This window comes from Shigella flexneri 2a str. 301 (genome assembly GCF_000006925.2).
Lineage (GTDB): Bacteria > Pseudomonadota > Gammaproteobacteria > Enterobacterales > Enterobacteriaceae > ECMA0423.
Genome location: NC_004337.2, coordinates 3,113,473 through 3,135,343, shown reverse-complemented (window position 1 = coordinate 3,135,343; position 21,871 = coordinate 3,113,473). Strand labels below are relative to the sequence as shown.

At 51.2% G+C, this 21,871-nt stretch carries 18 protein-coding genes, 3 pseudogenes and 2 other annotated features; of the genes and pseudogenes, 13 read left to right on the top strand and 8 right to left on the bottom strand.

What is annotated here, in order from left to right:
• The first annotated feature begins 63 nt into the window (after positions 1-63).
• On the top strand, positions 64-312 hold the full coding sequence (gene hybG, locus SF3037; protein NP_708808.1) for a hydrogenase 2 accessory protein HypG: 249 nt from the start codon (positions 64-66) through the stop codon (positions 310-312).
• 122 nt (positions 313-434) lie between these two features.
• Here the strand turns inward: hybG and SF3036 are convergent, their stop codons facing one another.
• The gene (locus SF3036; protein ID NP_708807.1) at positions 435-1,349 is read right to left on the bottom strand and encodes an S-transferase; all 915 of its coding nucleotides are present in this window, start codon (positions 1,347-1,349) and stop codon (positions 435-437) included.
• A 156-nt stretch (positions 1,350-1,505) separates the two neighbouring features.
• On the opposite strand from SF3036, the gene gsp reads away from it, so the two are divergent.
• Both gsp and pitB read left to right on the top strand, forming a co-directional pair.
• Entirely contained in the window at positions 1,506-3,365 is a 1,860-nt protein-coding gene (gene gsp / locus SF3035) for a bifunctional glutathionylspermidine amidase/glutathionylspermidine synthetase (protein ID NP_708806.2), read from the top strand.
• Between the two features lie 291 nt (positions 3,366-3,656).
• Complete coding sequence (pitB, locus tag SF3034) at positions 3,657-5,156, top strand: low-affinity phosphate transport protein (RefSeq protein ID NP_708805.1); 1,500 nt, start codon at positions 3,657-3,659, stop codon at positions 5,154-5,156.
• Between the two features lie 48 nt (positions 5,157-5,204).
• On the opposite strand, the gene yghT is transcribed toward pitB, so the two are convergent.
• The gene (yghT, locus tag SF3033) at positions 5,205-5,897 is read right to left on the bottom strand and encodes a hypothetical protein (RefSeq protein NP_708804.1); all 693 of its coding nucleotides are present in this window, start codon (positions 5,895-5,897) and stop codon (positions 5,205-5,207) included.
• 173 nt (positions 5,898-6,070) lie between these two features.
• On the opposite strand from yghT, the gene yghS reads away from it, so the two are divergent.
• The 7 genes from yghS to SF3026 are packed head-to-tail and all read left to right on the top strand — an operon-like array spanning position 6,071 to position 12,542.
• A complete protein-coding gene (yghS, locus tag SF3032) occupies positions 6,071-6,784 on the top strand; it encodes a hypothetical protein (protein NP_708803.1) in 714 nt (237 codons plus the stop codon).
• 31 nt (positions 6,785-6,815) lie between these two features.
• On the top strand, positions 6,816-7,574 hold the full coding sequence (gene yghR / locus SF3031) for a hypothetical protein (RefSeq protein NP_708802.1): 759 nt from the start codon (positions 6,816-6,818) through the stop codon (positions 7,572-7,574).
• Positions 7,575-7,619: 45 nt separating this feature from the next.
• Complete coding sequence (yghQ, locus tag SF3030; protein ID NP_708801.1) at positions 7,620-8,969, top strand: hypothetical protein; 1,350 nt, start codon at positions 7,620-7,622, stop codon at positions 8,967-8,969.
• Entirely contained in the window at positions 8,969-9,793 is an 825-nt protein-coding gene (locus tag SF3029; protein ID NP_708800.1) for a hypothetical protein, read from the top strand. Before yghQ ends, SF3029 begins: the two co-directional genes overlap by 1 nt.
• Before the next feature lie 11 nt (positions 9,794-9,804).
• Positions 9,805-10,365, top strand: a complete 561-nt coding sequence (locus SF3028; RefSeq protein ID NP_708799.2) for a hypothetical protein — start codon at positions 9,805-9,807, stop codon at positions 10,363-10,365.
• Between the two features lie 30 nt (positions 10,366-10,395).
• Entirely contained in the window at positions 10,396-11,466 is a 1,071-nt protein-coding gene (locus SF3027; protein NP_708798.1) for a hypothetical protein, read from the top strand.
• A complete protein-coding gene (locus SF3026; RefSeq protein NP_708797.1) occupies positions 11,463-12,542 on the top strand; it encodes a hypothetical protein in 1,080 nt (359 codons plus the stop codon). Before SF3027 ends, SF3026 begins: the two co-directional genes overlap by 4 nt.
• A 35-nt stretch (positions 12,543-12,577) precedes the next feature.
• Here the strand turns inward: SF3026 and SF3025 are convergent.
• A pseudogene (locus SF3025) lies at positions 12,578-13,749 on the bottom strand.
• Positions 13,399-13,749, bottom strand: coding sequence for a class II aminotransferase (locus SF3024; protein ID NP_708795.1), 351 nt, complete (start codon positions 13,747-13,749; stop codon positions 13,399-13,401). The pseudogene SF3025 and the gene SF3024 overlap by 351 nt, the downstream one beginning before the upstream one ends.
• On the bottom strand, positions 13,749-13,997 hold the full coding sequence (locus SF3023) for a hypothetical protein (RefSeq protein NP_708794.1): 249 nt from the start codon (positions 13,995-13,997) through the stop codon (positions 13,749-13,751). Before SF3023 ends, SF3025 begins: the two are co-directional and overlap by 1 nt. The genes SF3024 and SF3023 overlap by 1 nt, the downstream gene beginning before the upstream one ends.
• Positions 13,998-14,029: 32 nt before the next feature.
• Positions 14,030-14,926: a hypothetical protein gene (locus tag SF3022; protein ID NP_708793.1), complete on the bottom strand. Its 897-nt coding sequence runs from the start codon at positions 14,924-14,926 to the stop codon at positions 14,030-14,032.
• Positions 14,927-14,940: 14 nt separating this feature from the next.
• Entirely contained in the window at positions 14,941-16,629 is a 1,689-nt protein-coding gene (locus tag SF3021) for an acyl-CoA synthetase (protein ID NP_708792.2), read from the bottom strand.
• A gap of 443 nt (positions 16,630-17,072) precedes the next feature.
• Positions 17,073-18,174: a sequence feature (Similar to Escherichia coli K12 conserved hypothetical protein gi: 1789354 (391 aa). BLAST with identity of 99% in 367 aa. This CDS ontains frameshift. The sequence has been checked and is believed to be correct.), on the top strand.
• On the opposite strand from SF3021, the pseudogene SF3020 reads away from it, so the two are divergent.
• Positions 17,073-18,174: pseudogene (locus SF3020) on the top strand. Its footprint overlaps the feature before it by 1,102 nt.
• Before the next feature lie 123 nt (positions 18,175-18,297).
• Here SF3020 and glcC read toward each other — a convergent pair.
• On the bottom strand, positions 18,298-19,068 hold the full coding sequence (gene glcC / locus SF3019; RefSeq protein NP_708791.2) for a DNA-binding transcriptional regulator GlcC: 771 nt from the start codon (positions 19,066-19,068) through the stop codon (positions 18,298-18,300).
• A 250-nt stretch (positions 19,069-19,318) separates the two neighbouring features.
• Positions 19,319-20,811: a sequence feature (Similar to Escherichia coli K12 glycolate oxidase subunit D gi: 1789351 (500 aa). BLAST with identity of 98% in 497 aa. This CDS contains an in-frame stop codon. The sequence has been checked and is believed to be correct.), on the top strand.
• Between glcC and glcD the strand changes: the two are divergent.
• Both glcD and SF3017a read left to right on the top strand, forming a co-directional pair.
• Positions 19,319-20,811, top strand: a pseudogene (glcD, locus tag SF3018). (Overlaps the previous feature by 1,493 nt.)
• 6 nt (positions 20,812-20,817) lie before the next feature.
• The gene (locus SF3017a) at positions 20,818-21,870 is read left to right on the top strand and encodes a glycolate oxidase FAD binding subunit (RefSeq protein YP_008439281.1); all 1,053 of its coding nucleotides are present in this window, start codon (positions 20,818-20,820) and stop codon (positions 21,868-21,870) included.
• Position 21,871: the final 1 nt, after the last annotated feature.

The window sequence follows — 21,871 nt, the reverse complement described above, 5'->3', positions numbered from 1 at the left end:
GGGAACACCCGCTAAAGGTTCTTTTTCGCGTTTGTCCGGCAATCGAAATAACCGGAGTTAACAATGTGTATTGGCGTTCCAGGCCAGGTGCTGGCTGTCGGTGAAGATATTCACCAGCTTGCGCAGGTTGAAGTATGTGGTATCAAGCGCGACGTGAATATCGCCCTGATTTGCGAAGGTAACCCTGCCGATCTGCTGGGCCAGTGGGTGCTGGTACACGTCGGATTTGCCATGAGCATCATCGACGAAGATGAAGCCAAAGCCACATTAGACGCACTGCGCCAAATGGATTACGACATTACCAGCGCGTGATGATTAGCTTTTGTAGGCCTGATAAGACGCGGCAGCGTCGCATCAGGCATTGTGCACGATTGCCGGATGCGGCGTGAACGCCTTATCCGGCCTGGATGGCTTGCTGCGACGAACACCAACCCTTACCCCTGACGCTTATCTTCTGTATTTGTCTCAAAATCACTGGCGTCATGGCGCTCATGCAACTGCTCGTTCAGCGGCCCGTTGGTGCGGTTAACAATACGCCCACGTTTCACTGCCGGACGTTCGCCCACTTCTTTCGCCCAGCGTTGCACATGTTTATAACTTCCCGCATCCAGAAACTCTGCGGCATCATACACGCCGCCGAGCACCACGTTGCCAAACCACGGCCAAATCGCCATATCCGCAATGGTGTACTCATTGCCCGCAACAAACTTATGCTGCGCCAGTTGCTTATCCAGCACGTCGAGCAGGCGCTTGGCTTCCATGGTAAAGCGGTTGATGGCGTACTCAATTTTCACCGGCGCGTAATGGTAAAAGTGACCAAAACCACCGCCGAGGAACGGCGCGGCACCCTGTAACCAGAACAGCCAGTTCAACGTTTCAGTCCGTTTTGCCAGATCCTGCGGCAGGAAGTAGCCAAATTTCTCCGCCAGATAAAGCAGGATCGAACCAGATTCAAACACGCGGATCGGCGGATTATGCGTATGATCGCGCAGCGCCGGGATCTTCGAGTTTGGGTTCACTTCGACAAAGCCGCTGGAGAATTGATCGCCATCGCCAATACGAATCAGCCAGGCGTCGTACTCTGCACCAGTAACGCCCAGCGCCAGTAGCTCCTCAAGCATAATCGTTACTTTCTGACCGTTCGGCGTTCCCAGCGAATAAAGTTGCAATGGATGTTTGCCAACGGGCAGCGTTTTTTCATGCGTCGGACCAGAAAACGGGCGATTGATATTGGCGAACGCGCCGCCAGCGGATTTATCCCACGTCCAGACTTTCGCGGGCTGATAAGTATTGTCTGTCATAGTGAGTTGCCTTCTGAGTGGTAGTGTTGAAGCAGTGTAGCAGGTCACTTGCTGTACAGAATGTGAATTTTTTAACCCTTTGCGCCAGCCGCTGCGATGAGGTGTATGATTAGTCTGACCTCTGTCCGGTTAATGTCGCTGAGCAGGTAATCAGAGCACAACAATTACGCCAACTGCTTAGGTTGTATTGTTAAAGGTAAAGTGATGAGCAAAGGAACGACCAGCCAGGATGCCCCGTTCGGGACATTATTGGGCTACGCCCCAGGTGGGGTAGCAATCTACTCTTCAGATTACAGTTCTCTCGATCCGCAGGAATACGAAGATGACGCCGTATTCCGTAGCTATATCGACGACGAATATATGGGCCACAAGTGGCAATGCGTTGAATTTGCTCGCCGTTTTCTCTTTCTGAATTACGGTGTGGTCTTTACTGACGTGGGTATGGCGTGGGAGATTTTCTCGCTGCGCTTCCTGCGAGAAGTGGTTAATGACAACATCCTGCCATTGCAGGCATTTCCTAACGGCTCGCCGCGTGCGCCGGTCGCGGGTGCGCTTCTTATCTGGGATAAAGGCGGTGAATTTAAAGACACTGGCCATGTCGCCATCATTACCCAATTGCATGGCAACAAAGTCCGTATTGCGGAACAGAACGTGATTCATTCCCCGTTGCCGCAAGGGCAACAGTGGACGCGCGAGCTGGAGATGGTGGTCGAAAACGGCTGCTATACCCTTAAAGACACTTTTGATGACACCACCATTCTGGGCTGGATGATCCAGACGGAAGATACTGAATACAGCTTACCGCAGCCGGAAATTGCAGGCGAGCTGCTGAAAATCAGTGGAGCGCGTCTGGAAAACAAAGGCCAGTTTGACGGTAAATGGCTGGATGAAAAAGATCCGCTACAAAACGCCTATGTGCAGGCCAACGGTCAGGTGATCAATCAGGATCCGTATCATTACTACACCATTACCGAGAGTGCCGAGCAGGAGCTAATTAAAGCCACCAACGAGCTGCATCTGATGTATCTTCACGCAACCGACAAGGTGCTGAAAGATGACAACCTGCTGGCGCTGTTCGACATTCCGAAAATCCTCTGGCCACGTTTGCGTCTCTCCTGGCAGCGTCGCCGTCACCATATGATCACTGGTCGTATGGATTTCTGCATGGATGAGCGTGGCCTGAAGGTTTACGAATACAACGCCGACTCCGCCTCCTGTCATACCGAAGCGGGCTTGATCCTCGAACGTTGGGCGGAGCAGGGCTATAAAGGCAACGGCTTCAATCCGGCGGAAGGGCTGATTAACGAACTGGCTGGTGCCTGGAAACACAGTCGTGCACGTCCGTTTGTCCATATCATGCAGGACAAAGATATCGAGGAAAACTATCACGCGCAGTTTATGGAGCAGGCGCTGCACCAGGCGGGCTTTGAAACGCGTATCTTGCGCGGGCTGGATGAACTGGGCTGGGATGCTGCCGGGCAACTGATTGATGGGGAAGGGCGACTGGTTAACTGCGTGTGGAAAACCTGGGCGTGGGAAACCGCGTTTGATCAGATTCGTGAAGTTAGCGACCGTGAGTTTGCTGCGGTGCCAATCCGTACCGGTCATCCGCAAAACGAAGTGCGTCTTATCGACGTATTGCTGCGCCCGGAAGTGCTGGTCTTTGAGCCGCTGTGGACGGTGATCCCCGGCAACAAAGCGATTCTGCCGATCCTCTGGTCGCTGTTCCCGCACCATCGTTACCTGCTGGATACCGATTTCACTGTTAATGATGAATTGGTGAAAACAGGTTACGCAGTGAAACCGATCGCCGGTCGCTGTGGTAGCAATATCGACCTGGTCAGCCATCATGAAGAGGTGCTGGACAAAACCAGCGGTAAATTTGCCGAGCAGAAAAACATCTATCAGCAACTGTGGTGTTTGCCGAAAGTGGACGGTAAATACATTCAGGTATGTACCTTCACCGTTGGCGGCAACTACGGTGGGACGTGTTTGCGCGGTGATGAATCACTGGTCATCAAAAAAGAGAGTGATATTGAACCGTTAATTGTGGTGAAAAAGTAATACATGTTGTAGCAACCCCGTACTGATTATGAAGAATAATTAGTACGGGGATTAATCAAAATATTCAATATTTATATATTCCAATATTTATTCATTTCATATGTGAATATATTAACCAGTGGAATACCTGTGTTTTGATTATTTCTAAAGGTTTTGAATGAATGCTTATTGTCTGATACACAAGAAATAACACTCTTTTTATCGTTAAAAAATGATATTTCACTTTGCCCATGCCGTTAAAGTCACTGATAATGCGTCCGTTCGTAAATTCAAAATGGCGTAATCTAATATATGCTAAATTTATTTGTTGGCCTTGATATATATACGGGGCTTTTGTTATTACTTGCTCTGGCATTTGTGTTGTTCTACGAAGCAATCAATGGTTTTCATGACACGGCGAATGCGGTGGCAACCGTTATTTATACTCGTGCCATGCAGCCACAACTTGCTGTGGTGATGGCGGCATTTTTTAACTTTTTTGGCGTGTTATTGGGCGGACTTAGCGTTGCCTATGCCATTGTCCATATGTTACCAATCGATTTGTTGCTGAATATGGGGTCAACTCACGGTTTGGCGATGGTCTTTTCCATGCTGCTGGCGGCGATTATCTGGAACCTGGGAACGTGGTTCTTTGGTTTACCGGCCTCCAGTTCGCACACCTTGATTGGTGCGATTATCGGCATCGGTTTAACCAACGCGCTGTTAACCGGCTCATCGGTGATGGATGCGTTAAACCTGCGTGAAGTAACCAAAATTTTCTCCTCGCTGATTGTTTCCCCTATCGTCGGCCTGGTCATTGCGGGTGGTCTGATTTTCCTGCTGCGCCGTTTCTGGAGTGGGACGAAAAAGCGTGACCGTATTCACCGCATTCCGGAAGATCGCAAAAAGAAAAAGGGCAAACGTAAACCACCATTCTGGACGCGTATTGCGCTGATTGTTTCCGCTGCGGGCGTGGCGTTTTCGCACGGCGCGAACGACGGGCAGAAAGGGATCGGCCTGGTAATGCTGGTACTGGTGGGGATTGCCCCTGCTGGCTTCGTCGTCAATATGAATGCGTCCGGCTATGAAATTACCCGTACCCGCGATGCCGTTACCAACTTCGAACACTACCTGCAACAGCATCCTGAACTGCCGCAGAAGTTGATTGCGATGGAACCTCCATTGCCTGCAGCATCGACTGATGGCACGCAAGTAACAGAGTTTCACTGTCATCCGGCAAATACCTTTGATGCGATTGCGCGCGTTAAAACGATGCTGCCAGGCAATATGGAAAGTTACGAGCCGTTAAGCGTGAGTCAGCGCAGCCAGCTGCGCCGCATTATGCTGTGCATCTCCGATACCTCCGCGAAGCTGGCGAAACTGCCAGGCGTCAGTAAAGAAGACCAGAACCTGCTGAAAAAACTGCGCAGCGATATGTTAAGCACCATTGAGTACGCTCCGGTGTGGATCATCATGGCGGTAGCACTGGCGCTCGGCATTGGCACCATGATTGGCTGGCGTCGTGTAGCGATGACCATCGGTGAGAAGATTGGTAAGCGCGGCATGACGTATGCGCAAGGCATGGCGGCACAAATGACGGCGGCAGTGTCTATCGGCCTTGCCAGTTATATTGGGATGCCTGTCTCCACAACACACGTCCTCTCGTCTGCGGTAGCAGGGACGATGGTGGTGGACGGCGGTGGGTTACAGCGTAAAACGGTAACCAGCATCCTGATGGCGTGGGTGTTTACTTTACCGGCGGCAATTTTTCTTTCTGGTGGGCTGTACTGGATAGCATTGCAGTTGATTTAACCTTCCTGAAAATGCCCGGTCCTGGCGATCGGGCATTTCCATTTTTGACTAGTGATAACCACGCGCGGTCATAAAATCCGTAATCGCTTTTTCTGCATCAACCAACACCTGTTCCAGTGGCTGATTGGCATCGATATCAACCAGTTGTGCACCACCAAAGGTTAACTGTGGCGTTATGGCAATCTTCCTCGCCAGCGATTCCCGTTTATGGTCGGGTTTACGTGCACAGGCAACTTCAAGGTCAACATTGAGTTTGATGACCAGATCAGGCTTATGGCTCGCCATCCAGTGAAACGCTTTACGTTCCTGGCTTGCCAGCCATGAGACAAAACGACCACCTTCAACGTTAGGTGGGAACACCGTACCATCGTAAGCGCCAGGAATTTGGTCCTGAGGATAACGGTCGGTTAGAACAATTAACCCGCGACGACGACAGGCAAGCATATGACGAAAGCGCAGTAAGCGACGGGCGACAAACGCTGTAATTACCAGCGCCGGAACTGGTCCAGGCAATTTTTTTGCTGTTTTCACCTGATTTCGTTCAATTGTTTTATGTAAGGATTTTCCCATCAAAGGTAATTTTGTCACTGCACGACCGACATTTCCGGCCTGTTTTCCTAAATGAACTCTTTCGGCAGCACCATATTTTTCGACAACGGTAATAAGATGTTCACACACCGTTGACTTGCCTGAAGCATCGCTACCAATAACGGCAATTAATGGAGGTGTTATTGACTGCATGAATATATCCTTTAATTTAAATATCCATTAAAAATATTTATTTGGTTAATATGTTTTTATGAAAGCGTAATTCAGGTCAATGTCACAATTAGCCATTGTCACAATAAGGTTGAACGGATATTCTGAGCACGGACCACGTAATATTCAATACATTATTTACTGCCGGGTTTTTCGTGAATCAACGTAATATGTCAATAATTAATTCCACGCCAGTGCGTGTTATTGCCATTGTAGGATGTGATGGTTCAGGTAAATCGACCCTCACGGCAAGCCTGGTAAATGAACTGGCAGCAAGAATGCCAACAGAACACATTTATCTCGGGCAATCGTCCGGGCGAATTGGCGAATGGATTTCACAGCTCCCTGTTATTGGCGCACCTTGTGGGTGTTATCTGCGAAGTAAAGCGGCACATGTACACGAAAAGCCCTTAACTCCGCCTGGCAATATTACTGCGCTGGTTATCTATCTGCTTTCCTGCTGGCGGGCGTACAAGTTTCGCAAAATGTTGTGTAAAAGCCAGCAAGGCTATCTGCTCATCACCGACCGCTACCCGCAGGTTGAAGTGCCGGGTTTTCGCTTTGATGGCCCGCAATTGGCAAAAACCACGGGCGGTAACGGTTGGATAAAAATGTTAAGGCAGCGCGAGTTGAAGCTGTACCAATGGATGGCGTCTTATTTACCCGTATTGTTGATTCGTCTTGGCATTGATGAACAAACCGCGTTTGCGCGTAAACCTGACCACCAACTGGCAGCGTTACAGGAAAAAATCGCCGTTACGCCGCAACTGACATTCAATGGCGCCAAGATCCTTGAACTGGATGGTCGGCAACCAGCCGATGAAATTATGCAAGCGTCACTACGCGCAATTCACGCCGCGCTTTCCTGATCACCAAAATGGATAGGGGATGATTTAACGAATGGATGCACTACAAACACAAACTGTTAATAGTACAACCGCGCCGCAGCCCAACTACATTCCGGGGCTGATTGCGGTGGTCGGGTGTGATGGCACCGGTAAATCCACGCTGACCACCGACCTGGTGAAATCGCTGCAACAACACTGGCAAACCGAGCGCCGCTATCTGGGGCTGCTCTCCGGCGAAGACGGCGACAAAATCAAACGATTGCCGTTGGTTGGCGTCTGGCTGGAACGGCGATTGGCGGCCAAATCCTCGAAAACCCAAAGCATGAAAACCAAATCTCCGGCGCTATGGGCGGCGGTGATTATGTACTGCTTCTCGCTGCGAAGAATGGCGAATCTACGCAAGGTTCAGCGACTGGCGCAAAGTGGCGTTCTGGTGGTCAGCGATCGCTTCCCGCAGGCTGAAATTTCGGGCTTTTATTATGACGGACCGGGGATCGGCGTCGAACGTGCGACCGGGAAAATCAGCATGTTTCTGGCGCAGCGCGAACGGAGTTTATACCAAAAAATGGCGCAATACCGTCCTGAATTAATCATTCGTTTGGGGATTGATATTGATACTGCCATCTCCCGCAAGCCTGACCATGAGTATGCCGAGCTGCAGGACAAAATCGGCGTCATGTCGACGATTGGCTATAACGGCACAAAAATTCTTGAGATTGATTCCAGAGCGCCCTACAGCGAAGTGCTGGAACAGGTACAGAAGGCGGTTTCTCTGGTTGCCATCGTTTCTGACCGCCGAAGTTTAACTTAAGGCTGGCGGGATATTTTTTACTATCAACGATAAGGTCAGGCTGAATTGGCGGGTTTTAACATCAAACATTGGTTTGCAGATGGCGCGTTTCGCACCATTATTCGCAATAGCGCCTGGTTAGGCTCCAGTAATGTCGAGAGCGCCTTGCTGGGGCTGTTGGCGCTCTCGTGTGCCGGTAAAGGGATGACGCCCGCCATGTTTGGTGTACTGGTGATTGTGCAATCGTACGCCAAGTCGATCAGCGATTTTATTAAGTTTCAGACATGGCAGCTGGTGGTTCAGTACGGAACGCCAGCCTTGACCAACAATAATCCGCAGCAATTTCGCAATGTCGTCTCATTTTCCTTCTCGCTGGATATCGTCAGCGGCGCGGTGGCGATTGTCGGCGGCATTGCCTTACTGCCATTCCTTTCCCATTCATTAGGTCTGGATGACCAAAGCTTTTGGCTGGCGGCGCTGTATTGCACGCTCATTCCTTCAATGGCTTCCTCCACGCCGACCGGCATTCTGCGTGCGGTAGATCGCTTTGATTTGATTGCTGTACAGCAGGCGACGAAACCTTTTCTGCGCGCAGCGGGGAGCGTCGCAGCCTGGTATTTTGACTTTGGTTTTGTGGGTTTTGTTATTGCCTGGTACGTGTCGAATCTGGTTGGCGGCACCATGTACTGGTGGTTTGCCGCGCGCGAATTACGCCGTAGAAATATCCATAACGCCTTCAAATTGAATCTGTTTGAGTCTGCCCGACACATTAAAGGCGCGTGGAGTTTTGTCTGGTCAACCAACATTGCCCACTCCATCTGGTCGGCGCGTAACTCGTGCAGCACAGTGTTGGTGGGGATCGTGTTAGGACCCGCTGCCGCCGGGTTATTTAAAATCGCCATGACATTCTTCGACGCCGCCGGAACGCCAGCGGGTTTGCTGGGTAAAAGTTTTTACCCAGAGGTGATGCGTTTAGATCCGCGCACCACCAGACCGTGGTTGTTAGGTGTGAAGTCCGGTTTACTGGCGGGCGGAATCGGTATTCTGGTGGCGCTCGCGGTGTTGATCGTCGGCAAGCCGCTCATTTCGCTGGTGTTTGGCGTTAAGTATCTCGAAGCGTATGACCTGATTCAGGTGATGCTGGGCGCAATTGTGATTTCGATGCTGGGCTTCCCGCAGGAGTCATTGCTATTGATGGCGGGAAAACAGCGCGCTTTTCTCGTGGCGCAAACCATCGCCTCAATCGGCTACATCGTATTGCTGTTCATGTTCTGTCATCTGTTTGGTGTGCTGGGAGCAGCGTTTGCTTACTTCGGTGGGCAATGTCTGGACGTGGCGCTCTCGTTAATTCCAACCTTAAAGGCATTTTTTCAGCGCCATTCCTTGCTTTATAACGCAGCCGGAGAGAAATCCTGATGATGAGAAAATATTTCCCGCTTGAGGCGAGCGAGCGTCTATTTGTTGCGATTGAAGAAGATGATGTCGTTGATGCACAGGTTAGTTTGCCGCCGACTATTGCACTAAGTTGTACCACCGAAATCATTCATGATAATTACGCGTTATGCCTGCAATTCTGGCTCAATGGCGTTGATCGTCAGGAATTACTGCGTTTAGTTCGCAAACAAGCCAAAGGCGATGAGCTGACTGCTGATGAGCGCAAACAATTTAAATACATGCGAGCGCGCTACAAGCACCTGCGTTTTGCGCAACGGCTGTATTTAAAGAAGCATCAGGCCGGATTTTTATTCGGCAAAACGACCGTTTTTCTGGGGCGTTTTCAGGACGGCTTTCGTAACGGTAAGAAAAATATTGTGTCGTATTACGGCAACCTGTTACGGATTTATTTAAGCTCTCCGGTCTGGTCGTTGGTGAACTATTCATTACGCCATAGCCAGTTAGAAAGCGTAAGCAGTTTTATTGCCTATCGGCAAAAGCAAATGCATACCCTGAAAGAGATTATTGCCAAACCGCGACTAACCGGCAGGGAATTTCATGATGTGCGAAAAATCATCAGCCAGCAGGTTTCTTATTACGACACCTTAAGATCGCTTGATCCTGAAAATAAAGAGGCGTTACAGATTTCCCGTTTCCTCGCCGCCATTAATGGCCTGATGGGAGATAAACACGACGACATGGTGGCGGATGATATGGAAAACCGCCAGTCGTATTATGCACCGTTGGCGCTGGATAGCGATATTTGTCAGCGCTTAGAGCTGCTGATTTCGCGTTTTCCGCTATAGCCGGAGCAATGATGTCATCTCGTTTGATTATTGCGTTGATTATCATGCTCTTAGCCCCGGGTGTGCAGGCACACAATTTCGTCACTGGCAAAACGGTTACCCCTGTTTATATCCAGGAAGGCGGCGAGCTGCTTCTGAATAGCGACGACGAAATTCACTACCAAAAGTGGAACAGCACACAATTAGCGGGAAAAGTCCGCATTATTCAGTATATCGCCGGGCGTAAGTCGGCGAAGAAAAAGAACTCACTGTTAATTAAAGCGGTTGAAGCGGCAAACTTTCCGCAGGATCGTTTTCAGCCCACCACCATTGTGAACACCGATGATGCCATCTTTGGTACTGGCTATTTTGTTGTTGGCAAAATCGAAAAAAATAAACGCCGCTATCCGTGGGCGCAATTCGTTATTGACGGCAATGGACAGGGACGCGTTGCCTGGCGCTTGCCGGAGCAGAGTTCAACCATTCTGGTGCTGAATAAAGCCGGGCAAATTCAGTGGGCAAAGGACGGCAGCCTGACGCCGGAAGAGGTAGATCATGTCATTGCGTTGGCGCAGAAACTGATCAATGAATAAAAAACTCAAAGGATTGAGGGCGTTAGTGAGATGAAGCTGGTTGAACACTACATCATGCGTGGTACGCGCCGTCTGGTGCTGATTATCGTCGGTTTTCTGATCTTTATTTTCGCCAGCTACTCCGCACAGCGTTATCTGACCGAAGCGGCAAATGGGACATTAGCTCTTGATGTTGTGCTGGATATCGTTTTCTACAAAGTACTGATTGCACTGGAGATGTTGTTACCTGTTGGTCTGTATGTGTCAGTTGGCGTGACGCTAGGGCAGATGTATACCGACTCGGAAATTACCGCTATCTCTGCGGCGGGGGGCAGTCCGGGACGCTTGTACAAAGCCGTTCTTTATCTGGCGATACCGCTAAGTATTTTTGTCACCCTTCTGTCGATGTATGGTCGTCCGTGGGCTTATGCGCAGATTTATCAACTGGAGCAGCAGTCGCAGTCGGAGCTGGATGTTCGCCAGTTGCGGGCAAAGAAATTTAACACTAACGATAACGGACGAATGATCCTTTCGCAGACGGTTGATCAGGATAATAATCGCCTGACTGACGCGCTGATTTATACTTCTACTGCCAATCGAACCCGTATTTTCCGCGCCGGTTCGGTTGATGTGGTTGACCCATCACCCGAGAAACCGACCGTTATGTTGCACAACGGCACTGCCTATCTTCTCGATCATCAGGGGCGTGACGACAACGAACAGATCTACCGTAATCTGCAATTACATCTGAATCCGCTGGATCAAAGCCCGAACGTCAAACGCAAAGCGAAATCGGTCACGGAGCTGGCGCGCTCCGCCTTTCCTGCCGATCATGCCGAACTGCAATGGCGACAAAGCCGTGGCCTGACCGCATTGTTGATGGCGCTGCTGGCCATTTCATTAAGTCGGGTAAAACCGCGGCAAGGGCGATTTTCAACGTTATTGCCACTGACGTTGCTGTTTATTGCCATTTTTTATGGCGGCGACGTCTGCCGTACACTGGTGGCTAACGGCGCGATTCCCCTCATTCCTGGTTTGTGGTTAGTGCCCGGACTCATGCTAATGGGCCTGCTGATACTGGTCGCACGTGACTTCTCTTTGCTGCAGAAATTTTCCCGATGAATGTTTTCAGTCGCTATTTAATCCGTCATCTCTTTCTCGGTTTTGCCGCCGCTGCAGGGCTATTGCTGCCGCTTTTTACCACCTTCAACCTGATTAACGAACTGGATGGTGTCAGCCCGGGCGGTTATCGCTGGACTCAGGCGGTGCTGGTGGTGCTAATGACCTTACCGCGCACACTGGTCGAACTTTCGCCGTTTATCGCGTTATTGGGTGGTATTGTTGGACTGGGGCAGTTATCGAAAAACAGTGAGCTTACCGCCATTCGCAGCACGGGGTTTTCTATCTTCCGTATTGCACTGGTGGCGCTGGTTGCCGGGATATTGTGGACTGTTTCGTTAGGCGCGATAGATGAGTGGGTGGCGTCGCCATTGCAGCAACAGGCGTTGCAAATCAAATCGACCGCCACCGCGTTGGGGGAGGACGATGACATTACCGGCAATATGCTGTGGGCCAGGCGTGGTAATGAATTTGTGACGGTGAAATCGCTGAACGAGCAGGGCCAGCCGGTGGGCGTGGAGATATTTCATTATCGCGACGATCTCTCGCTTGAATCCTACATTTATGCACGCAGTGCCACCATTGAAGACGACAAAACGTGGGTCCTGCATGGTGTGAATCATAAAAAATGGCTGAATGGCAAAGAAACGCTGGAAACATTAGATAATCTTGCCTGGCAATCGGCCTTCACCAGTATGAATCTTGAAGAGTTATCAATGCCGGGGAATACTTTTTCTGTCCGTCAGCTTAATCATTACATCCATTATTTGCAGGAAACCGGGCAACCCAGCAGCGAATACCACCTTGCACTGTGGGAAAAACTGGGGCAACCCATCCTGACCCTGGCGATGATTTTGCTGGCTGTGCCGTTTACCTTTAGTGCCCCGCGTTCGCCTGGGATGGGTAGCCGTCTCGCTGTAGGCGTCATCGTGGGCTTACTCACCTGGATCAGCTATCAAATCATGGTTAATCTGGGATTGCTATTTGCGTTAAGCGCACCTGTTACCGCGCTCGGTTTACCGGTAGCGTTTGTGTTGGTGGCGTTGAGCCTGGTGTATTGGTATGACAGACAACATTAAACCCGCCGTGGCGCAAACACCACGGCGGGCTCACATTACTGCTTCAGAGTAGCAAATGCCTGAATGATGGCATCGATTTGCTCACGACTGTGGGCAGCATTTACGCTACAGCGCAGCAGCGTGATGCCTGCAGGCGCGGCAGGCGGCAGGATAAGATTCACATACACGCCCGGCGAGATAAGCTCGCGCCAGATGCGTAAACCTTCCTCTTTCGAACCGATTATTACTGGCACTACCGGGCTAATATGTGAACTTAACTCATAACCCAGTTTTTGCAGACCGTCATACAGATGGTTGGCGTTATCCATCAGCTTTTGCCGCAGCTCTGGTTGTGTGGCAATAGTTCTTAACGACGAGCGCACGGTCGCAATGCAGGACGGAGAAGGAGAGGCGGTAAAAATATACGGGCGGCTGCCGTAGCGCAGCACTTCCATCGCTTCCGAAACGACAGCAAAACCGCCAATCGAGGCCAGACTTTTACTGAAAGTACCAACGATAATATCCACATCATCTTCAACGCCGACAGCTTCAGCCAGTCCGCGCCCCGTTGCGCCTAACACGCCAAACGAATGCGCTTCATCGACAATCAAATAACCACCGAGACGACGTTTGATATCAACAATTTCCGCCAGCGGCGCAACGTCACCGAGCATGCTGTAGATGCCCTCAACGATGATAATCGCCTCTTTCGCCCGTTCACCGAGGCGAACCATGCGCCGTTCCAGATCTTTAGCATCGTTATGGCGGAAACGAATAATTTCCGCGCCACCGAGAGAACAGGCGTCATAAATACTGGCGTGGCTGTCGGCATCCAGTAACACCACGGCGTTATGGTCGGCAAGTGCGCTGATGACGCCTAAATTAGCGGTATAACCGGTTGAAAAACGATAGCGGTAGGGCGATTGAAAAACTCGGCAATCTCTTTCTCTAACGCCAGGTGCGGCGCATAACTGCCGTTTGCCATACGAGAACCGGTGGTGCCGGTGCCTTGGGCCGCTAACGCGGCCTGACCTTCGCTGATGGCATCATGATTAAAGGTTAAACCGAGATAATTATTGGTCCCGGCCAGAATCACTTTTTTATTGCCGATCCGGCCTTCGGTGGCGGAATACACTTCATCAATACAGGTGCCAAACGGTGTTAACCCGTTGTCACTAAATTGCAGACGCTCGCCAGCAAGGCGCGCATATTTATCGTATAGCCCCATTATTTATTCTCCAGCCATGGAAGTAGAGTTTCCATTAATTGCGCAGGGGTTTTGACATCCAGCAGAATATTAATAGGAATGGAAATATCGAATCTGTCTTCCAGCATCATTAAGAGATCCATCACTTTGATCGACTCCAGGCCAAGATCGTTGACGAGATCGCTGTCGGGCTTAATTTCCACACCGTTTTCGACCAAATCCTGTAAACAGGAAAGGATGTAATCCATTACTATTTCACGATTTACCATAGAAACGTTAACACACCTTTAAAACAAGACAATCAAAATAGCCCGTTGCGTAATGCGTGTTCCAGGCTAATCCCGGGAAACCAATTGATATCTTCAGAAATACGGTTATTACTTGCCGACCAGTCGGCGTGGGTTAATTCACGAATTTTCGAGCGGGTCAGCATAGGTTCTTTACCTGCCAGGCGACTCAACGCGGTACTGATATCCGCAAGGCCTGTGAGTACCGGCAGAGGAATGTCAACCATTCGCACGGAACCACAACGGGCTTTGGCGGCAAGCTGTCGTACGCGTTGCCAGTCATAGCCACCGGCGACGCCATCGCATAATTCATAGGTTTGCGTCTGTACAGTTTCGGCGCTTAACCACTGACCCACTGCTTGCGCAAAATCGGTGACGTGAAGAAAAGAGAGTTGTGTATCTGGCGCACCAAGTCGTGGCAGCAGGCCGCGTAGCATCCAGTCAAACAGCGGTTTTAACTCTTTATCGCCGGGACCATACACGGCTGTCGGGCGAAAAACGCCCAGCGTAATTTCGTCCGCCATTGCTGCCAGTCGTTGCTCGGCGACGTATTTGGATTTTGCATACCAGGAGAGCTCGGGATGGCGCGCCGCCAGCGAAGAGATAAACAGAAAACGTTGGCAAAAGCCGCTCTCTTTTGCTGCTTGCATCAGGCGCAGGCTGCCGTCAACGTTACAGCGGGTGAAAATCTCTTCTTTGTGCCCGCGCACTTGCCCGGCGCAATGGACCACTACGCTGGCTCCGGCAACCAGCTCGCTAAGTGAATGAGTATCTTCCAGCGAACCGCGCACCCAGGTGAGATTATCATTGACGTGAGCGCGGGCAGTACGCGTCAATGCGCGAACGTGAAAGCCGCGGGCGAGCAGGTTATCGATAATATATTTACCGATAAACCCGGTAGCGCCCGTCACCGCGACAGTTTGATTTATGCCAGGGATTCCTGCACATTAAGACTGGCAGCATAAGCCTTCTGATAACGTTTTTTCGCTTCCGCACGGGCAGGCTTGCCGGAGGACGTTCGGGGAATACTGTGGGGCGGCAACAGATCGATAGCCGCGGTCACGCCAAATTCGCTTTGGATCCGTGCCGCCAGCGCGTGGATAAGCTGCCCGCGACGTTCTTCGTCGCTGATCCGACACTGGATCTGCAAAATGATTTTTTCCTGGGCGGTAACAAAAGCAATCGCATCGCCAGAATGAATTTCCGGTTCCTGTTCCGCTATATATTCAATATCCTGCGGCCAGATATTACGGCCACGAATAATAATCAGATCTTTAATGCGTCCGGTGACATACAGATAACCGTCCAGCAGATAACCGAGGTCGCCGGTGTCTAACCAGCCCGTCGCGGCAATCTCGTCTTGCGAAACCTGGTCGCCAAAGTAACCGCTCATCAGACTGGGACCGGAGATGCAAATATGGCCTACCACACGTTCCGCGACCGGCATACCTGCTTCATTGCGGATTTCAATACCATGTTCCGGCAACGCTTTGCCGCAGTTGACGAAAGTCGATACGGCGCGTGTCTCTGCACCCGGCGCGACGGCTTTACCCTGATATTCGAGGATGTCGCGATCCACTTCGTTAACCACAACCCCGGAGGCTTCATCAGAGAAGCTGACAGCCAGCGCATTTTCTGCCAGTCCGTAGCACGGCATGAAAGTTTTATTGTCAAAGTTAACCTGACGGAAACATTCAGCGAATTGATGGAGTTGTTCTGCGGAGATCGGCTCAGCACCAATACCAGCGACGCGCCAGCAGGAAAGATCCAGTTCAGCGAGATCTTTTTCATTCACGCGGCGTTGGCACAATTCATAGCCAAACGGCGGCGCAACGGAAACGGTGCCGCGATTTTTACTGATCAATTTAAGCCATTGCAAAGGACGCATGGCAAAATCCTGAGTGCGCAAATAATCTACTGAAAGTTGCGTGGCGACGGGGGGCAGGAGAAAGCCGACCAGTCCCATATCATGGTAGAAAGGCTGCCAGGAGACGCAGCGGTCGCTAGGGCGTAATTTAATGCCATCGTGGCTTATAGCACGTAGATTAGCCATCACTTCGCGATGGGTGATAATGACGCCACGGGGAAAACGGGTGCTGCCGGAGGTGTACTGGAGGTAGGCGATATCGTTCGGAACTGGACGCTGGAGCGCAACATCGGCTTCCGGTAATGCCTTAAACCAAGCGTGGCTTAAAACATGTAATTCGGGGTTGTTATGCGTCGCGGCATTGACCAGTGGCAACCACTCATCACCAGTGATAATGGCTGCGGGCTGGCAACTTGCCAGTAAACCCTGGAGTTTGGCGCTCCAGGAATCCCGCTGACCGACGCCCATTGGAATCGCCAACGGGACGGCGACTAAGCCAGCATACTGACAGGCAAAAAAAGCCTCTACAAACCCGCTACTCGTTTCGGCAATCAGCGCCACGCGTTCGCCTTTTTTCAGGTTCAGCGATAACAACCGCTTCGCACCAGCTTCGGCACGCGTTTTTAATGTCTGATATTCCAGTTGATCTTCAAGTTGGCAACGTCTGTCATAAAAATTCATTCCGGCTCTACTCAGAGCGGCGTAGTCCAAAGCATCAACCAGCGTTGGAAAATCGGCATAGCGCATAGGTAGGGAATGCGTAAAGATTTTATTAGACATATACACCACGAAAAAATTGGATATCAAAAATAAAATGACAATAATGCGGTGGATTATATAGGCATAAAAGATAAATGAGATAGTATTTTCATCGGTGTGAAAATGAACATTGATTTAAATAATGAGTTTAAGTTTTTTGTTTTTATTATGAATGATATTTAATTTATGAATATATTAAGAAGAAGCCTTGTCCGGTCGCCTTAAATTGACAAAAGGCATTGAGGCGTTTCTGTGTAGCCTCTGACCTTATCATAATCATTAATTAATACTATTTATTCGTCGTTTGTATTCATTGAGTTGATTATTAAGATGCCGCTCGTTGCTGTTGCAACCTGTTTTTCACCATTAATTATTTGTTATCCACAGAGATATGGAATGCGATCTGCTGATGATTAAAATTGAAAAAGTAATTAATAAAAATGACCTTAAGGCATTTATCGCTTTTCCGTCATCACTTTATCCCGACGATCCAAACTGGATACCCCCTTTATTCATTGAACGCAACGAGCATTTGTCTGCGAAAAATCCGGGGACGGACCATATCATCTGGCAGGCGTGGGTGGCAAAAAAAGCGGGGCAGATAGTTGGGCGTATTACCGCGCAAATAGATACCTTGCACCGTGAGCGTTACGGTGAAGATACCGGTCATTTCGGCATGATTGACGCCATTGATGATCCGCAGGATTTTGCCGCGTTGTTTGGCGCAGCGGAAGCGTGGTTGAAGTCACAAGGTGCAAGTAAGATCAGCGGGCCTTTCAGCCTGAATATCAATCAGGAAAGCGGATTACTGATTGAAGGTTTTGACACACCACCCTGTGCGATGATGCCACACGGCAAACCGTGGTATGCCGCGCATATTGAACAACTGGGTTATCACAAAGGCATTGATTTACTGGCGTGGTGGATGCAGCGAACCGATCTCACTTTCTCTCCGGCGCTAAAAAAACTGATGGATCAGGTGCGCAAAAAGGTGACCATTCGCTGCATCAATCGTCAGCGGTTTGCCGAAGAGATGCAGATCCTGCGTGAGATTTTCAACTCTGGCTGGCAGCACAACTGGGGATTTGTGCCGTTTACCGAACATGAATTCGCGACCATGGGCGACCAACTTAAATATCTGGTGCCGGACGATATGATCTACATCGCTGAGATTGATTCTGCACCCTGCGCGTTTATTGTGGCTTGCCTAACATCAACGAGGCGATTGCCGATCTGAACGGATCGCTCTTTCCCTTCGGCTGGGCAAAATTGCTGTGGCGTTTGAAAGTCAGCGGTGTGCGAACTGCGCGAGTACCGCTGATGGGCGTGCGCGACGAGTATCAGTTCAGCCGCATCGGCCCGGTGATTGCGCTGTTATTGATTGAAGCCTTACGCGATCCGTTTGCCCGCCGGAAGATCGATGCGCTGGAGATGTCATGGATCCTCGAAACCAATACAGGCATGAATAACATGCTGGAACGCATTGGGGCGGAGCCGTACAAGCGTTACCGATTGTATGAAAAGCAAATTTAATACCAGATCCTGTTTAGCGCAGGGGCGGTCATTCGGGAGAGGGTATAGATGAACAGATTTAACACCAGATCCTGTTAAGTGCAGGGGCGGTCCCCTCGCCTTGGGGATAGGGTAAAACTCTGCTCACATTCCCACCTTGTTCATCTCCAGCGGCACCGCCGAGCGAATCAAATGGTGGCCTTCCAGCTCGATATCGTGGAGATTCTTTTTCACGGTCCGTACATGATCGCGCGCTGCGCGCTGAGCGACGTGCGGCAGCCGCTGCAACACCGCGTTGTAGATCCGCGCATGCTGGCGATCGATCTGCTTTTTTTGCTGTGGTCGATGGTAGAGATTATTTACGCTGGCAAACACTGAATTAAACATCAGATCGGTCAATGATTGCAGCGTAAACACCAGCACCTGATTGTGAGAAGCCTGACAAATGGCGAGATGGAAAGCGTGATCCAACTGCGCATGTTCGATCAGCGAAATCTCTTTGTGGTTCTCACTGGCGGCGAGCATTTTTTCATAACAGCGGGTTATCACAACAAAATCAGCCTGCGTTCCCAGCGTTGCCGCCAGCCTTGCCGATTCGCCCTCCAGTAATGCGCGAACGTCGAGCAGATCGTACAGCGTTCGCGGCTGCGTACTGAACAGATGGATCAGCGGGCTGGTGTCCTGCTCCCGATTAAGCCGTGCGACATGAGAATCGCGACCCTGCGCCGTTTCAATAATCCCGCGCCCGCGCAGCACGGTCAGCCCTTCACGCAGTGCGGAGCTTGAGAAGCCGAGCTTTTCACACAGTCGACGTTCCGAGGGAAGCGGCTGACCGACCTTCAGTACGCCGTCGATAATTAACCGTTCGATACTCTCTGCAACCACTTCGCAAATAGGGCGACGTTCATCTTTCATTCCCGGACCTCGTGCACAGGTAGGACCAATTTTTCTGTTCTTAACTCGCAAAACACGCACATCACGCAAGTGATTATGTTACATCAATTTAACATTAAGTTAACCAAGACAAGGTCACAGAGCTGGAAAAAAAATGGTCTGACCGGTAGCTAAAGAGATAGACGAAAACGAAAAGCCCGCTTAATAACTGTTCACAGAAGCAGCGCGCAAAAATCAGCTGCCACACAACACAACAAAGCGAAGCCTACTCATGAGCATCTTGTACGAAGAGCGTCTTGATGGCGCTTTACCCGATGTCGACCGCACATCGGTACTGATGGCACTGCGTGAGCATGTCCCTGGACTTGAGATCCTGCATACCGATGAGGAGATCATTCCTTACGAGTGTGACGGGTTGAGCGCGTATCGCACGCGTCCATTACTGGTTGTTCTGCCTAAGCAAATGGAACAGGTGACAGCGATTCTGGCTGTCTGCCATCGCCTGCGTGTACCGGTGGTGACCCGTGGTGCAGGCACCGGGCTTTCTGGTGGCGCGCTGCCGCTGGAAAAAGGTGTGTTGTTGGTGATGGCGCGCTTTAAAGAGAGCCTCGACATTAACCCCGTTGGTCGCCGCGCGCGCGTGCAGCCGGGCGTATGTAACCTGGCGATCTCCTAGGCCGTTGCGCCGCATAATCTCTATTACGCGCCGGATCCTTCCTCACAAATCGCCTGTTCAATTGGCGGCAATGTGGCGGAAAATGCCGGTGGCGTCCACTGCCTGAAATATGGTCTGACCGTACATAACCTGCTGAAAATTGAAGTGCAAACGCTGGACGGCGAGGCGCTGACGCTGGGATCGGACGCGCTGGATTCACCTGGTTTTGACCTGCTGGCGCTGTTCACCGGATCGGAAGGTATGCTCGGCGTGACCACCGAAGTGACGGTAAAACTGCTGCCGAAGCCGCCCGTGGCGCGGGTTCTGTTAGCCAGCTTTGACTCGGTAGAAAAAGCCGGACTTGCGGTTGGTGACATCATCGCCAATGGCATTATCCCCGGCGGGCTGGAGATGATGGATAACCTGTCGATCCGCGCGGCGGAAGATTTTATTCATGCCGGTTATCCCGTCGACGCCGAAGCGATTTTGTTATGCGAACTGGACGGCGTGGAGTCTGACGTACAGGAAGACTGCGAGCGGGTTAACTACATCTTGTTGAAAGCGGGCGCGACTGACGTCCGTTTGGCACAGGACGAAGCAGAGCGCGTACGTTTCTGGGCCGGTCGCAAAAATGCGTTCCCGGCGGTAGGACGTATCTCCCCGGATTACTACTGCATGGATGGCACCATCCCGCGTCGCGCCCTGCCTGGCGTACTGGAAGGCATTGCCCGTTTATCGCAGCAATATGATTTACGTGTTGCCAACGTCTTTCATGCCGGAGATGGCAACATGCACCCGTTAATCCTTTTCGATGCCAACGAACCTGGTGAATTTGCCCGCGCGGAAGAGCTGGGCGGGAAGATCCTCGAACTCTGCGTTGAAGTTGGCGGCAGCATCAGTGGGGAACATGGCATCGGGCGAGAAAAAATCAATCAAATGTGCGCCCAGTTCAACAGCGATGAAATCACGACCTTCCATGCGGTCAAGGCGGCGTTTGACCCCGATGGTTTGCTGAACCCTGGGAAAAACATTCCCACGCTACACCGCTGTGCTGAATTTGGTGCCATGCATGTGCATCACGGTCATTTACCTTTTCCTGAACTGGAGCGCTTTTGATGCTACGCGAGTGTGATTACAGTCAGGCGCTGCTGGAGCAGGTGAATCAGGCAATTAGCGATAAAACGCCGCTGGTGATTCAGGGCAGCAATAGCAAAGCCTTTTTAGGTCGCCCAGTCACCGGGCAAACGCTGGATGTGCGTTGTCATCGCGGCATTGTTAATTACGACCCGACCGAGCTGGTGATAACCGCTCGTGCCGGAACGCCGCTGGTGGCGATTGAAGCGGCGCTGGAGAGCGCCGGGCAAATGCTTCCCTGCGAGCCGCCGCATTATGGTGAAGAAGCCACCTGGGGCGGGATGGTCGCCTGCGGGCTGGCGGGGCCGCGTCGCCCGTGGAGCGGTTCGGTCCGCGATTTTGTCCTCGGCACGCGCATCATTACCGGCACTGGAAAACATCTGCGTTTTGGTGGCGAAGTGATGAAAAACGTTGCCGGATACGATCTCTCACGGTTAATGGCCGGAAGCTACGGTTGTCTTGGCGTGCTCACTGAAATCTCAATGAAAGTGTTACCGCGACCGCGTGCCTCTCTGAGCCTGCGTCGGGAAATCAGCCTGCAAGAAGCCATGAGTGAAATCGCCGAGTGGCAACTCCAGCCATTACCCATTAGTGGCTTATGTTACTTCGACAATGCGTTGTGGATCCGCCTTGAGGGCGGCGAAGGATCGGTAAAAGCAGCGCGTGAACTGCTGGGTGGCGAAGAGGTTGTGGGTCAGTTCTGGCAGCAATTGCGTGAACAACAACTGCCGTTCTTCTCGTTACCAGGTACCTTATGGCGCATTTCATTACCCAGCGATGCGCCGATGATGGATTTACCCGGCGAGCAACTGATCGACTGGGGCGGGGCGTTACGCTGGCTGAAATCGACAGCCGATGACAATCAAATCCATCGCATCGCCCGCAACGCTGGCGGTCATGCGACCCGCTTTAGTGCCGGAGATGGTGGCTTTGCCCCGCTATCGGCTCCTTTATTCCGCTATCACCAGCAGCTTAAACAGCAGCTCGACCCTTGCGGCGTGTTTAACCCCGGTCGCATGTACGCGGAACTTTGAG

Bases quoted from the DNA above. Each gene is read 5' to 3' on its own strand.
- hybG (NP_708808.1), top strand. From the start codon at position 64: ATGTGTATTGGCGTTCCAGGCCAGGTGCTGGCTGTCGGTGAAGATATT.
- gsp (NP_708806.2), top strand. From the start codon at position 1,506: ATGAGCAAAGGAACGACCAGCCAGGATGCCCCGTTCGGGACATTATTG.
- pitB (NP_708805.1), top strand. From the start codon at position 3,657: ATGCTAAATTTATTTGTTGGCCTTGATATATATACGGGGCTTTTGTTA.
- yghT (NP_708804.1), bottom strand. From the start codon at position 5,897: ATGCAGTCAATAACACCTCCATTAATTGCCGTTATTGGTAGCGATGCT.
- yghR (NP_708802.1), top strand. From the start codon at position 6,816: ATGGATGCACTACAAACACAAACTGTTAATAGTACAACCGCGCCGCAG.
- SF3029 (NP_708800.1), top strand. From the start codon at position 8,969: ATGATGAGAAAATATTTCCCGCTTGAGGCGAGCGAGCGTCTATTTGTT.
- SF3028 (NP_708799.2), top strand. From the start codon at position 9,805: ATGTCATCTCGTTTGATTATTGCGTTGATTATCATGCTCTTAGCCCCG.
- SF3027 (NP_708798.1), top strand. From the start codon at position 10,396: ATGAAGCTGGTTGAACACTACATCATGCGTGGTACGCGCCGTCTGGTG.
- SF3026 (NP_708797.1), top strand. From the start codon at position 11,463: ATGAATGTTTTCAGTCGCTATTTAATCCGTCATCTCTTTCTCGGTTTT.
- SF3024 (NP_708795.1), bottom strand. From the start codon at position 13,749: ATGGGGCTATACGATAAATATGCGCGCCTTGCTGGCGAGCGTCTGCAA.
- SF3023 (NP_708794.1), bottom strand. From the start codon at position 13,997: ATGGTAAATCGTGAAATAGTAATGGATTACATCCTTTCCTGTTTACAG.
- SF3021 (NP_708792.2), bottom strand. From the start codon at position 16,629: ATGCGCTATGCCGATTTTCCAACGCTGGTTGATGCTTTGGACTACGCC.
- glcC (NP_708791.2), bottom strand. From the start codon at position 19,068: ATGAAAGATGAACGTCGCCCTATTTGCGAAGTGGTTGCAGAGAGTATC.
- SF3017a (YP_008439281.1), top strand. From the start codon at position 20,818: ATGCTACGCGAGTGTGATTACAGTCAGGCGCTGCTGGAGCAGGTGAAT.